12 protein-coding genes are annotated in these 13,374 nt (G+C 28.9%); 2 read left to right on the forward strand and 10 right to left on the reverse strand.

Translation table 11 applies throughout. The features are described 5' to 3' along the window. Nucleotides 1–4 precede the first annotated feature (4 nt). The 5 genes from atpE to trhA all read right to left on the reverse strand — a co-directional run bounded on the left by atpE (nt 5) and on the right by trhA (nt 2,391). On the reverse strand, nt 5–262 hold the full coding sequence (gene atpE, locus G534_RS0101840; protein WP_027347599.1) for an ATP synthase F0 subunit C: 258 nt from the start codon (nt 260–262) through the stop codon (nt 5–7). A gap of 15 nt (nt 263–277) precedes the next feature. Continuing rightward, nucleotides 278–970: a F0F1 ATP synthase subunit A gene (atpB, locus tag G534_RS0101845; protein ID WP_027347600.1), complete on the reverse strand. Its 693-nt coding sequence runs from the start codon at nt 968–970 to the stop codon at nt 278–280. Then, nucleotides 960–1,382: an ATP synthase subunit I gene (locus G534_RS0101850; RefSeq protein ID WP_169513545.1), complete on the reverse strand. Its 423-nt coding sequence runs from the start codon at nt 1,380–1,382 to the stop codon at nt 960–962. The genes atpB and G534_RS0101850 overlap by 11 nt, the downstream gene beginning before the upstream one ends. Beyond that, nucleotides 1,345–1,644, reverse strand: a complete 300-nt coding sequence (locus G534_RS07650; RefSeq protein WP_051177380.1) for an AtpZ/AtpI family protein — start codon at nt 1,642–1,644, stop codon at nt 1,345–1,347. The genes G534_RS0101850 and G534_RS07650 overlap by 38 nt, the downstream gene beginning before the upstream one ends. A gap of 96 nt (nt 1,645–1,740) precedes the next feature. Then, on the reverse strand, nt 1,741–2,391 hold the full coding sequence (trhA, locus tag G534_RS0101860; RefSeq protein ID WP_051177381.1) for a PAQR family membrane homeostasis protein TrhA: 651 nt from the start codon (nt 2,389–2,391) through the stop codon (nt 1,741–1,743). Between the two features lie 119 nt (nt 2,392–2,510). Here trhA and G534_RS07655 point away from each other — a divergent pair, with 119 nt between their 5' ends. After that, nucleotides 2,511–2,912 carry a PH domain-containing protein gene (locus G534_RS07655; RefSeq protein WP_034595854.1) on the forward strand — a complete coding sequence of 134 codons (402 nt, stop codon included), beginning with the start codon at nt 2,511–2,513 and terminating at the stop codon, nt 2,910–2,912. A gap of 241 nt (nt 2,913–3,153) precedes the next feature. Here the strand turns inward: G534_RS07655 and G534_RS08485 are convergent, their stop codons facing one another. From G534_RS08485 to nth, 3 genes are all read right to left on the reverse strand, one after another. After that, nucleotides 3,154–7,140, reverse strand: a complete 3,987-nt coding sequence (locus G534_RS08485; RefSeq protein ID WP_084509991.1) for an exo-beta-N-acetylmuramidase NamZ domain-containing protein — start codon at nt 7,138–7,140, stop codon at nt 3,154–3,156. Between the two features lie 486 nt (nt 7,141–7,626). After that, nucleotides 7,627–9,072 (reverse strand): LTA synthase family protein, encoded by a 1,446-nt coding sequence (locus tag G534_RS07665; RefSeq protein ID WP_051177382.1) that lies wholly within the window; start codon nt 9,070–9,072, stop codon nt 7,627–7,629. A gap of 90 nt (nt 9,073–9,162) precedes the next feature. Beyond that, entirely contained in the window at nt 9,163–9,819 is a 657-nt protein-coding gene (gene nth / locus G534_RS0101885) for an endonuclease III (RefSeq protein ID WP_027347603.1), read from the reverse strand. An 88-nt stretch (nt 9,820–9,907) separates the two neighbouring features. Between nth and G534_RS0101890 the strand changes: the two genes are divergently transcribed. Continuing rightward, on the forward strand, nt 9,908–11,020 hold the full coding sequence (locus G534_RS0101890; protein ID WP_027347604.1) for an FtsW/RodA/SpoVE family cell cycle protein: 1,113 nt from the start codon (nt 9,908–9,910) through the stop codon (nt 11,018–11,020). A gap of 69 nt (nt 11,021–11,089) precedes the next feature. On the opposite strand, the gene galU is transcribed toward G534_RS0101890, so the two are convergent. Next, nucleotides 11,090–11,965 carry a UTP--glucose-1-phosphate uridylyltransferase GalU gene (gene galU, locus G534_RS0101895; RefSeq protein ID WP_027347605.1) on the reverse strand — a complete coding sequence of 292 codons (876 nt, stop codon included), beginning with the start codon at nt 11,963–11,965 and terminating at the stop codon, nt 11,090–11,092. Beyond that, nucleotides 11,952–13,340: a hemolysin family protein gene (locus tag G534_RS0101900; RefSeq protein ID WP_034595856.1), complete on the reverse strand. Its 1,389-nt coding sequence runs from the start codon at nt 13,338–13,340 to the stop codon at nt 11,952–11,954. Before G534_RS0101900 ends, galU begins: the two co-directional genes overlap by 14 nt. Nucleotides 13,341–13,374: the final 34 nt, after the last annotated feature.

Consider the following 13,374-nt stretch of genomic DNA (forward strand, 5'->3'; position numbering starts at 1 on the left):
CTTATTATGTTAATGGTTGAATAATAACTAATATAATTGCTATAACTAATGCGTAAATACCTGTTGTTTCAGCTACAGCACAACCTGTAAGCATAACTTGAATAATATCACTTTTTGCTTCTGGTTGTCTTCCTACTGCTTCTACAGCCTTACCAGCTGCAAAACCTTGTCCAATACCAGGTCCTATACCTGCTACCATAGCAATACCTGCTCCTAACGCTGACATACCTAAAATGAATGCTTCACTTGAAATATTTCCCATTTTTTCCTCCTAAAATTATTCTCTATCCCCAATTGCTTGAGATATATTAATCATGGTTAACATCATGAATACAAATGTTTGAATCAGTCCTGCAAACACATCAAAATATGCGTGAAATATTGGCGTCAAGAATGGCGCCACATAGACTGAAATACTATTAACAGCTGAATATAGTAAAGTTGTAATAATTACACCACTTATTATATTTCCGAATAAACGGAATGATAATGAAATTGGAGTTGCTAGTTCTCCTAATAAATTAATTGGAGATAAAAATGCAACTGGTTCAAAATAACCTTTAACATAATTTTTAACACCATTAAATCTAATATTATTAACATGTGTCAAAGTTACAGTTATTAATGCTAGCCCCAAAGTAACATTGTAGTTTGAAGTTGGTGGTAATAAACCAACAAGTCCTAGTAGATTCGAGAACGCTAGAAACAATGCAAGACTCCCAATATATGGTACAAACCCTTGATTTCCCTTTCCCATAGTTTGGCTAACTAGACCTTGTATAAACTCCACAAATATTTCGCCCCATAACAGGATTCCCTTTGGATTTTTCTTAAAATCAGCTTTTTTCGCTTTTCTTCCAATAATAAATCCTATAATACATAGAACAAAAACTACAATGAAGGAATTCACTATTTCCGGTGTAAATGTATACGTTTTACCCCCTAATGCCATATCAATACTAATTTTCATGATACTTTTTCCTTCCTTTTATTAAACTGATGAAATTATTAATATACAAAACTAGCTTAATAGTAATCAATCCTATAGCCGTCGTAAATATATTATAAAATCCAGTTTTGTGCCCGAGATACAATACGCCTCCATAAATAAGATATCTTAATCCATAGCTTAAAACCATGAATCTTTTCGCTTTAGATTCATCTTTTCCAATTGCCATTAAAATTGATAAATAAATCATTCTAAATGATACAATTGCAAGTCCACCACCAATTATAAGGCCTAGAACAAGTGGTAATCTTTCTTTGAAAAATAGCGAAACAATTATTGATTCAAAAATAATAAGTACTATAGACTTTTTAATGATGTCTTGTACATATTTATCATTATCTTCCATTTGCATTACCTTTCTTATCTTCTTCATCAAAATTAATCTCATATAGATGTCTTTTATTTTTTTTAATATTTTCGTCCATATTAGATTTTGATTTTTTATCTTTTGTTGCCTTAATTATAAGTTTATAGGCTTGTAGAAAACCTGCTGCTATACCTAAGATAAGCATTATTATAGAGAAAATATATTTTGTACCAAGCCAATCATTGAGTTTTGAACCAATCCATAATCCCAATAATATTGGTGAAATGATTGATATCCCGACTTGTGTTATCAAAACAATATTTTTCATAATTACACCTCTAATGTATAATTCTATATGAATTTATCTACAATTACAACAAATCAATTTAAGTAATTGTGGATTTTCTATGTAAAAATTTTCTATTTATAAAAAGAAATAAAATCCTAAAAAATGAATTACAGCCGCCATTAGCACAAATACATGCCATATCACATGATTATATTTATATCTATTTGATTTATAAAAAATGGTTCCTATAGTATAAATTACTCCACCTAATATGATAAACAATAATAATTGCCATCCTGTATTTTGTATTATTGGTCTTATTAAAAATACACCCATCCAACCCATTGCAATATACAAAAGAGTTGACAAGGATTTAAATCTATCTAAATTCTTGTGGGTCGCAATCTTAAATACTGTACCTATCACAGCAAATGTCCACATAAGTACGAAAAATACTATTCTCCATGCCCCACTCATAAGCATTAAAATTATAGGTGTAAAACTACCCGCTATAAAATAATAAATGGATATATGGTCAAATATTCTAAGTACTTTTTTTGCCTTTTCGTTTACAATTGCATGATATATAGTGCTCATTAAAAATAGTAGAATAAATGTCGCACCATAAATAGAATACGAAACTATTCCTACAACATTGCCACTACTTGCTCTTGTAACAATTAACATAACTAAAAAGACTATACCTATCAAAACCCCAATTCCATGAGTAATTGAATTAAGTAATTCATAGATAAAATAGTCTCTTTTACTCATATTTGTTGACATAATATACCTTCTTTCTATAAATATATTATAACAAGTTTAAGTTAAAAATATAATAATTTTAATTTAACTAAATATAATATATTTCTGGTATAATTTTATTAAATAAATGAGGAGGAATTATGAATAATAAATATGTATGGCAAGATAGAAAACACATACTAGGATTCTTACCATGGTCATTTACAAAATACAGATTAACAAAAGATAGACTCTTAGTCGAAACAGGACTTTTTAGTAGCAAATACGAAGAAACTTATTTATATAGATTATTTGACGTTAAATTAAACAGATCATTTTGGCAAAAAATCTGCGGTACAGGAACAATAACTTTATATGGAAGTGATGTATCATCTCCTAGCATTCAACTAATAAGCGTTAAAAATCCAATTGATGTGAAAGAAATGTTTTCACAGATGATTTTACAACAAAGGAGAGAACATCGTGTACTTGAAACTTCTGGATCATATATAGATTTAGAAGATAGAGATGGTGACGGATTCCCTGATTTCTTAAATAGATAATTATTTTATTTAATATTTAGTAAAATAAGATTGAAAAATATTTTGAACTGACCAAAGTAACTAGGATAAAACCAAGTTTAATAAGGTCAGTTTTTTTCTATAAATAGTGCAAAAATTGAAACTAGATGATTAAATCTTATTTAAATAACTAACATAAAAATTAAATGTAAAGTAATCATTATTTCTTCCGAGGTATTTATTAGAAATAAAAAAATCGGAGCGAACTCCGATTTTTTTATTTCTATTTTACAAAATCTTTGTAAACATATGCTCTTTGGCCTTTGTATTGGATTTCTATCCAGTTTGGATTTCCAGCATATACTTTACCTGTTAACTTAACACCTTTTCTGTATGATCCTAATACTTTGCCATTTGGTGTTTGTCTTACATTTAATGTAGCTGTTACTGTTCCACTTACTGAAACTGCATCTACTATTAAACTTCTATATACATATCCATCTCTGTTTTGGTATCTTATTCTTACCCAGTTTGGATTTGTTATATTTAATGTTCCTTCTACATATTCAGCTTTTCCAAGTGTTCCAATTAAAGTTCCATTTGGTGTCATTCTTACATTTGTTGTACCTGACATTAGACCTCTTACTTTTATAGTGTCTACTACTAATGGTCTATAGATATATCCTTTATCTGTCTTAATCCAGTTTGGATTGTCTATTGATACAACACCTTCTACTATTTCTTCACGTTTTGCTACAGCTGTTACTTCACCATTTGGAGTTTTTCTTATATTTGAATTTCCACTTGTGAATCCCTTTACTTCAATTGTATCTGAAAGAAGTGGTTTGTATACATACGCTTCTTGTCCATTATAATTGAATTTAACCCAATTTGAACCTTCTTCATATTCGCCTTCTACTATAGCTTCACGTTCAAGTGTTCCTATTACTGGACCATTTGGACTTATTCTAACATTTGTTGTTCCAGTTATAAATCCTTTTGCTTCATGAAGTTTTGGTTCTTCTGGTTGTTCTGGTTGTTCTGGTTCTTCTGGTAATTTACATAACAAAGCAACTTTTTCTAAATCTTCTGATTCAGTATTTCTTAAATCTTTTTTAATATTTTGAATTTTATCAGAATTTAAGAATTCAAGTAAAACTTCGTTATTAACAGATCTTTTTTCTAAAACTTTTATTAATGATCTTATTACATTTCTCTTAGAAGGAGCTGCTCCATTATAGTCGCCCTCTATTTCTGCATTAATAATATTCATAAGAACTTCATCTACTGATGTACCATCAGCTAATCCTAATCCTCTGTAAATTAATTCAGATACTAATCCATAAGATGAAACATTACTATTTTTAGTATAGAAACTATCTGCATTTCCCATCATAGGTGTATTTCTAGCATTTGTATTTAATGATAAAGTTATTTTATTTTCTTTATCAATCATTGTATTAGTTCCTGTCCATCCTGTATGACCTATTGTACCAGCTGGCGCAAATTTTGAATACCAAACTGCTGCTCCACCTTCTTCAGATTTTCTTCTCCAACCACCTTTAGCTTGAGTAGCTAAATTATCGGACTTTTCAGTAAACTGATCTATAGTTTCTTTGTTAAACAATTCAACTCCATTTAGATTTCCATCATATAGCATAGCTTGAGCTAGATAAGCTATTTGTTGAGCTGAACCGAATAATCCTGCGTGTCCAGATGAACCACCCATTGAGTAGTATGCTTTTTCATCATGAACTTCACCAGATACTATTTCTGTTCTTACATTATTAAACTTAATTCTTCCACCTCTAGTATTACCATTTAATTCAGATGAGGATAATTCATCTTTATTAAATCCATTTTGTAATGGATTATAAGTTATTCTATTTAATCCTAAAGGTTCATATATATTTTCTTTAACGTATTGATCAAGTGGAACTCCAGTTAATTTTTCAACTATAAATCCTGCTAACATAAAATCTGCATCTGAATATGCCCAATCTGTATCAGGTTCTGTTTGAAGAGGAGTTCTCATTATCATATCAAATGTTGTAGATTTTTCTTGAGAATACAAATCATTTTTTCCATTTGGAATTTGGTCTACTCTGTCGAAGTTTTCATTATGATATTGTGGGTCAGGAGCAAATCCAGCCACATGACTTAGAACCATTCTTAAATCAATATTATCTTTCCAATTATTATCATTTGTATATTCTAAAAATTCTGGGAATATTTCAGAAATTTTTGTATCAAGAGAAACTTTACCTTCTGATACTAATTTTTGTAAAGCAAACACTGTTGAATACATCTTTGTATTACTTGCTAAATCAAATAATGTATCAGTAGTAACAGGTGTTCTTTCGTCTTTAGGTAAAACTTCATATTTATCAAATATCACATTCCCATTTTCATCATAAAGATTTTTATAGTTATTTGTATATCCATAACCATCATTTTTAATTAAATTACCATCTTTATAAACTGCTAATTGAGCACCACTTAAACCAAAATTATTTTCAGATTTTATTATATCATCAAGTAAATCTATATATTCTGGATGTGGGAATTTACTATTGTCTCTTACAGAATCATCTATAACTTGATGTTCACATTCATCTTCTGTATCAGTTTCATTTTCTGTTTCGTCTACAATAGGTCCTTCATCTTCAGTTTCTTCTACCTTATCTTCAACTATTCTTAAAGCTATATATTGTCTTGAAGATTCTTCACCAGTTATTTCGAATGTAAATTCATTGTCATTTTCACCAGCTACTCCGATTTGAGTGCTTACAGTATCATTTAATATAACTTTAGTATCATCTGGTAATTCAGATATCACAACTTTATATTTACCACCAGATAATCTATTCGCTTTCCATTGACCACTTTCATTGAAAGCACCTTCTATTTCTTTGTCATTAGAGTCAAATAACTTAACTGTAACATCAGTAGTTCTTTTATTATCTAAATCTCTAATTTCAACTCCAATATTCGCTCTTTTTTGAGCTTCTTCTCCATATAAAAGATATTTTTTACGTAATTCCTTAAATTCATTTAATTCATTTTCCCATTTAGCAATTATATCTTTTACTTCAACACCATTTTTAATATCTTCTTCAATGTATGTTTTACCAGTTAATTTTGCTAACCAGCCATCTTTTCTCCATACAATCTTATCACCATATAAATCATGTAAAGTTTTGATCATACTTAAACCTGTATATATAGGATCATATGAATCAGCATCTGTAATATATACTTCTACACCTTGTACTAATTTTCCAGCAAGTTTTTGATTAGGAGCTGGAGTAAATGCAGCAGCTCTAAATCTTACACCAGGTAAGTTTAATTCATTTAAAACTCTAGCATATTCTGTACTATTTACAAATTCAGCACCAACTAATTGGAAAGGTTTTGTAGTACCTCTACCTTCAGAAATATTAGAAAATGTTTCAAAAAATCCTGTAATTGGATATACATTTACTGAATCTGTAGTTGGTAGGTTTGGTGATGGTAATACAAATGGAATATTAAGTTCATCATATCTTTTAGAACGATCATAATTTCTCATTTTTACAACTTTAACATCAGCGCCTACATTAAATTCTTCATTTAAGTAATGAGCTAACTCACCAAATGTCATACCATGTCTCAAGGCTAAATCTTTCAATCCAACAAATGTTGATTGACCTTCTTCAATAGTTACAGGACCTTCTACACGATCTCCACCTAGAGGATTTGGTCTATCTAAAATAATTACTTCTTTATCATTCTCTGCTGCAGCTTGTAATACATAAAACATACTCCAAATGTATGTATAGTAAGTCACACCCGCATCTTGAATGTCAAATAGAATAGCATCTACATCTTTTAGCATTTCCGCACTTGGTTTTCTTGTCTTTCCGTAAAGACTGTATACTGGAAGACCAGTTTCTGGATCAGTATATGATTCAACATAACCACCAGCTTGTTCATTCCCTCTTACACCATGTTCTGGTCCATACAACGCTGTTAAGTTAATGTCAGGATCATTATATAAAATATCTACGATACTTCTTAAATTTTGATCTACACCAGTAGGATTTGTCACAAGACCTACTCTTTTACCTTTAATAATATTTTTTTCTTCGCTTATTAAAGCTTCTGCTCCAAACTTAAACTCTTCTTGAGCATAAACTTTAGAAGTGCTAAGTGACGTTATCATCGTAGGTAAAACCATAATCATAGCTATTAAAATAGAAATGGTCTTTATATAAGTTCTTTTTTTCATTCATTTCCCCTTTCTTTAATTGACTTATATTTCCTAAATATTATTTTAGAAAGATTTATTACCTCTCTTATAAATATAATAAATGTAAACGCAATCATATTCAATACATTTCACTTACAATTAAACAAATTTTCACATTTTGTAATTTTATAACAATTATGGACTTAAGTTATCGTTTGTTACGAAAACGTATTCAATAAGGAGAATGTATACTTAGCATTTCTTATTTCATTTTTTTAACTTTTAAACAAATTCTAAATATTCAAGTAATTTAACTATCTTAAAATATAATTTAATATATATTAAATATTAAAACGAGGATAGGAGAAGTAAAATCTGAGTATTTAAGTATAATTTAGTATAAAAAATGTAACTTAATGCTATCCAATTTAGAGAAATATTAATAATATAAAAACCAGAGACAAATATTACTAAATGTCTCTGGTATAAAAGCTAACTTTTTGTGTTCCCTTATATTTCCATTCTTTATTTTATAAAATTATCTTCATAATAATCAGAGTTCTTTTTCAATTCTTCATTTAATTCATCTAATCCATATTTAACCACAATCGAGTCTTTATCTGAGAATAAATTTGTTCCAAGACCAAGTCTATCGCCTTCTATCTTCACCCCTAATGAGCCTAATGTTGAAGGAAACATATCAAGTATAATTGATTCTTTAGAAGTGTTAACTGGTTTAACCGCAGAATTTATAAACACATTATATATAGACTCTAACTCTTCTTGATTTTCTAAAAATTCCGCATTCATAGTTTTGTGATCTCCTACCACAACTATAGTTGTGTTTTCATAGAAGTCTTGTTTTTTTATCCATTCAATAAACTCATGTATTTCTTTATCTGAATAATAGTATGCATCACGATAACCGCCATATTTTTTAGGATTAGTTTTGTCAACATGTCCTTCCATAAAATGGGTGTTTACGGTAAGCATTGTATAATTAAATGGTTCGTCTTTTTTCGCAATTTCCGTTAATTCTTCTTTGGCAAATTCAAATAATTTTGAATCTTCATATCCCCAAAACACCATATAATCTTTAGGTAATTTCCCCATTTTTTTCTGATATTTAAGATCATGAATTTCATAATTACCATGGTCTTCAAAAAAAACATCTCTTGAACCAAAAGACGCATCTGATCCCATTATAAAATAATTTTTATAACCTTGATCCGCTAGTATTTCACCCAAACTAGTAATACCAGGTAAAAAGTTTCCTTTTTGCATAACTTGATTTGCTTCATATATATCTGATAATGGTACTCCTGTTACTTGACCAACTAATGAAGATGCTGTCCATGTAGTATTTGTAACAGAATTCATCCCATTGGCTTTATTTTCATTGTAGAAATACACATTATTTTTTTCTAAATCAGTTAATTTTGGTATTAAATTTATACTTTCACCATTTTCTAAATTATATTTATTTAAATTTCTATCCATAGATTCTAAGACTATATATATTAAATTTCTTTTCTTCTCTGGAAATGTAATTTCAACTTTCTTTGGATCTTTATATTCTTCATCGTAAATTGTTGTACTTTTAAATGAAGAGAATATATAGTCAAAGAAGCCTATTCCATATAGTCCATATATAAAGGAAGCTATAAATATAACTCCCACGGTGAATGCTCTTGCCCATTTAATTTTTTTCAAATATTTTTCTACAATATATATAATCAGTGTAATAATTACACCTAACAATATATAAAATATAAAAGTTTCTCTAACATACTGCCAAAGTATATCCAAATTTCCTTTTGTAGCATTTGTAAATATATTAAATATTAGCTGCTCAAAAGTAGTTCTACCAATCGCGTTTATCTCCCATGTTGGATATATGATAAATGTTATCGCTAAAAACATTAATATAAATTCTATAATTTTAGATATTTTTATCTTTGATTTTTTCATTTACTTTCCTGTCTAATTAAGTATTTTAAAAATAAGTAATTAAGTATTGTAATATTTGTTTTAATAACTAAAATACATTCTACTACTTTTTTATTCTTCAAGCAAACCTCTACAATGTAAACTTATGTGCTTTATTGGATCATTTTCGCAATCAGGATTTCTAGCTTTAGAAATTCTTCTACCATATAAAATTAATACATGATGCGCTTTAAACCAATCTTCCTTTGGTATAAGTTCCATCAGTTGTTGTTCTGTTTCCCATACATTTTTACTTTTAACTAGCCCTATGCGATTTGCAGTACGATGTACGTGAGTATCTACTGCAATTGCTGGTATTCCAAAAGCAACAGATAATACAACATTGGCTGTTTTCCTTCCAACTCCAGGCAATGATTCTAATTCTTCTCTTGTATTTGGGACTTTTCCATCAAACTTTTCCACCAAAATTTCGGCTGTTTTCTTTAAATTTTTCGCTTTATTTTTGTAGAGACCAATAGATTTTATCAGATCTTCAATCTCTTTAATATCTGCATCTAAATAATCATATGGTGTTTTAAATTTCTTAAATAATTCTTCTGTAACTATATTGACTCTAACATCAGTGGTTTGTGCAGATAGCATAACTGCACCCAATAATTCAAATTCATTATTGTAATTTAACTCTGGCCCCGCATCTGGAAAATATTCATAAAGTATTCTTAGAGCCTCTAATTTCTCTTCTTTTGTCAGAGAGTATATCTTTTTCATAAATATCTCCTACTTTTAAAATCTTTTTAAATGTTCTATAATAAATTATAACACAATAAAACTTAGAGATAATCTCGAAGGAGATAGAATGTTTAATTTATCAAAAAAAATATTTAAAAAGATGGATTTTGTTCTTCTTTTTACAGTAATGACATTAGTTATATTTGGACTTTTTGTGCTAAATTCTGCTATTAATCCACTAGGTGAGGGCATTAAAACTCAAGTATTTGCAACTATTATTGGATTTATAATAATTTTATTTATTTGGCTTTTAGATCTAGACTTTTTAAGAAAAATGAAGTGGTTTATTTATATATTATCAGTTGGACTACTAATTTCTGTAATGATTTTTGGACAAGGTGGCGAAAGATGGGGTGCGAATCTTTGGATTAGAATAGGTTCTTTTTCTTTACAACCATCTGAGATTTCTAAATTTCTACATATACTCTTTTTATCATTTTATATTGGAGACAATAAAAATGTAACAGATACATGGGGATTTGTTATAAAATTTATAATTTTAGGATATTTCCCTGCTTTCTTAGTTATATACCAACAAGACTTAGGAACAGCAATGGTATATATTTTCTTTACAACTGTAATGTTCTTCGTATCAGGAATTAGTTGGAAAAAAATAAGCGTGCTTTTGATTATTATCCTAGTACTTGCAATAATACTTCTTCCTTTTGTTTGGAAAAATTTAGAAGGTTATGTACTAGATAGATTTAAAGATTTTGGTGATAAAGGAAGAAATTTAGAAACAACAACCCATCAAACGGATAGAGGTCTGATAGCATTGGGCTCAGGACAACTCACGGGACGAGGATATATGAATGGTCCTTTCTCACAAAATAGCTATATACCAGAACAGCATACCGATTTTATATTCCCTGTATTAGTCGAAGACTTTGGATTTATAGGTGGTGCTATAACTTTGATACTATATGCATTAATGTTTGTTAGATTTATAAAAATAGCGCTTGAAGCTGAAGATATAGCTTACACAGCTTTTTCAATGGGAACATTCGCAATGTTCTTCGCTCATATATTTGAGAATATAGGGATGACAATGAAACTATTACCCGTTACAGGGATACCATTACCTTTCTTTTCAAATGGTGGAACTTTCCAATTAATGAACCTAATTTTAATTGGATTTATACTATCAATAAGTATGCAGAGAAAGAGTTTAGATTTTTAACATTTAAACACAAAAATAGTGATGAATCAGTTTATATTCATCACTATTTTTCATTTTATTAAATTTGTTTTATAAATCTTTAACTATCTCTTTGAGATATGATTTGAATCCATCTTTTAACTCTTCATTTCTTAAAGCATACTCTACTGTTGCTTCTAAAAAACCTAATTTATCCCCTACATCATATCTTTTACCCTCATATATATATCCATATACTCCTTCTTTTGATGCAAGCATATCTATGGAATCGGTAATTTGTATTTCATCACCTACTCCAGGTTTTGTTTTTTCAATATGTTCAAAAATTTCCTTCGTAAATACATATCTTCCAAGCATAGCAATATCTGATGGAGCTTCCTCTATATTCGGCTTTTCTACACATTTTAATATTTTAAAAGTTTTATCATCTACTTTTTCATATTCTATAGATCCATATTTATTAATTTCTGTAATAGGAACTCTTTTACATCCAATGATATCGTGTTTAAGTTCATAGAATTTTTTTATAAGTTGACCAATTGCTGGATTACCTGGATTATAAACAATATCGTCTCCTAAAACTACAACAAATGGATCATCACCTACAAATTCTTTTCCTTGTAAAATAGCGTGACCTAAACCTTTAGTTTCTTTTTGTCTCTTAAAATAGAAGTTTGCTTTATCAGCAATTTTTCTAACTTTTTCATATTCTTCAAATTTGTTTTTTTCAAGAAGTGTTTTTTCAAGCTCAATTGAGTAATCGAAATAATCTTCGATTTCATGTTTATTTCTATTTGTGATAAATAAAATATCTGTGATACCTGATTCTACTAATTCTTCTACTATCAGTTGTATTGTAGGAACATCAACTATTGGCAACATTTCTTTCGGAACAGCTTTAGTAAATGGTAGAAATCTTGTTCCATGTCCAGCCACAGGTACTATAGCTTTTCTAATTTTGTTCATCTCCACTATCCTCATCTTCTTGATTTTGTTTTGTTTCATCAACTATGTTTACTATAGCATATAAAATACGTTTATCTTTAACTTCCGTTACTTGTATTTCTAAATCTTCTAGTTTTATAAAAGGCTTTTCTCCATCTTCTGGAATATATCCTAATTGATATATAATAAATCCACCCATAGTGTCATATTCATCAACTTCTTCATCAATTTTAGTGCCTGTTTCAGAATTAAAGTCCTTTATTGAAATAGAAGCTTTTACTAAATACTTATTATGATCTAACTTTTGTAGTTCTGGATCATCAATATCATATTCATCATCTATATCACCCACTATTTCTTCCAATAAATCTTCCATAGTTACAATACCAGTAAATCCACCATATTCATCTATAAGTAATGCCATATGACGATTTTGTGTTTGAAGTTCTGTAAGTAATTCATTAACATTTTTTCTTTCAGGTATAAAATACGCAGGTTTGATAATAGATCTTATGTCTACATTTTCAAACCCTTTATTATACGCTTCTAATAAATAGTCCTTAATATATAACAATCCTAATATATTATCTACTTCTTCATCATAAACAGGAATTCTCGAATACTGAAGTTTTAACATCTCATCTTTATATTCGCTAAAATCATCATTAATATCAATCATGAAAACTTCAGTTCTAGGAGTCATAATTTCTTCAGCATAAGTTTCATCAAAGCTTATTACCGAATTAATCATCTCACTTTCTACCGTATCTATTACTCCCTGAGAATGACCAAGCTGAACCAAAGATTTAATATCATTAATAGTAATTCTTCCCTCCATACCATCGGAGTGAATTCTTAATAATTTAAGAACTAAATTTGTATTTTTTGTTAATAGCCATACAAAAGGTTTAAACATCTTGTTAAAGAAAGTGATTGACCCAATAGAAAATCTTGCAAACTCTTCACTCTTAATAATAGCTATTCTTTTAGGCACTAGTTCACCAAAAACTATAGTTAAAAATGATAGTAAAAATGTAATCAAAACTTGAGACACAGTTATATAATATGGTATATTCCATCCTTTTAATAAATATGCCAATTTGTATGATATTCCTGTTGCAGCAAATGCTGAGTTTAAGAAACCAGCCAATGTGATAACTACTTGTATAACAGATAATAAATTAGATTGATCATCCAATAAATCAAGTATTTTACCTGCTTTTTTATCACCATCTTCATAATCACGTTTAAGTTTGTTTTGATCGACTGAAACCATTGCCATTTCTGCAGCTGAGAAAAAAGCATTAATTAATGTCAATACAATTATAATTATTATTTGTCCTACTATATTTCCGTTTCCGAGATCAACCTCTTGCGCGGCCTGCGGTATTTCCATATATCCTCCATAATTTTCATCTAGCCGTATATTA

Source organism: Helcococcus sueciensis DSM 17243 (genome assembly GCF_000423145.1).
In the GTDB taxonomy this organism is placed as follows: Bacteria; Bacillota; Clostridia; order Tissierellales; family Peptoniphilaceae; genus Helcococcus; species Helcococcus sueciensis.

Coding starts and splice junctions, on each gene's coding strand:
- trhA (WP_051177381.1), bottom strand. CDS start 2,391: ATGTCAACAAATATGAGTAAAAGAGACTATTTTATCTATGAATTACTT.
- G534_RS07650 (WP_051177380.1), bottom strand. CDS start 1,644: ATGAAAAATATTGTTTTGATAACACAAGTCGGGATATCAATCATTTCA.
- galU (WP_027347605.1), bottom strand. CDS start 11,965: ATGAACAAAATTAGAAAAGCTATAGTACCTGTGGCTGGACATGGAACA.
- G534_RS0101890 (WP_027347604.1), top strand. CDS start 9,908: ATGTTTAATTTATCAAAAAAAATATTTAAAAAGATGGATTTTGTTCTT.
- atpB (WP_027347600.1), bottom strand. CDS start 970: ATGAAAATTAGTATTGATATGGCATTAGGGGGTAAAACGTATACATTT.
- atpE (WP_027347599.1), bottom strand. CDS start 262: ATGGGAAATATTTCAAGTGAAGCATTCATTTTAGGTATGTCAGCGTTA.
- G534_RS07655 (WP_034595854.1), top strand. CDS start 2,511: ATGAATAATAAATATGTATGGCAAGATAGAAAACACATACTAGGATTC.
- nth (WP_027347603.1), bottom strand. CDS start 9,819: ATGAAAAAGATATACTCTCTGACAAAAGAAGAGAAATTAGAGGCTCTA.
- G534_RS08485 (WP_084509991.1), bottom strand. CDS start 7,140: ATGAAAAAAAGAACTTATATAAAGACCATTTCTATTTTAATAGCTATG.
- G534_RS0101900 (WP_034595856.1), bottom strand. CDS start 13,340: ATGGAAATACCGCAGGCCGCGCAAGAGGTTGATCTCGGAAACGGAAAT.
- G534_RS0101850 (WP_169513545.1), bottom strand. CDS start 1,382: ATGAAGAAGATAAGAAAGGTAATGCAAATGGAAGATAATGATAAATAT.
- G534_RS07665 (WP_051177382.1), bottom strand. CDS start 9,072: ATGAAAAAATCAAAGATAAAAATATCTAAAATTATAGAATTTATATTA.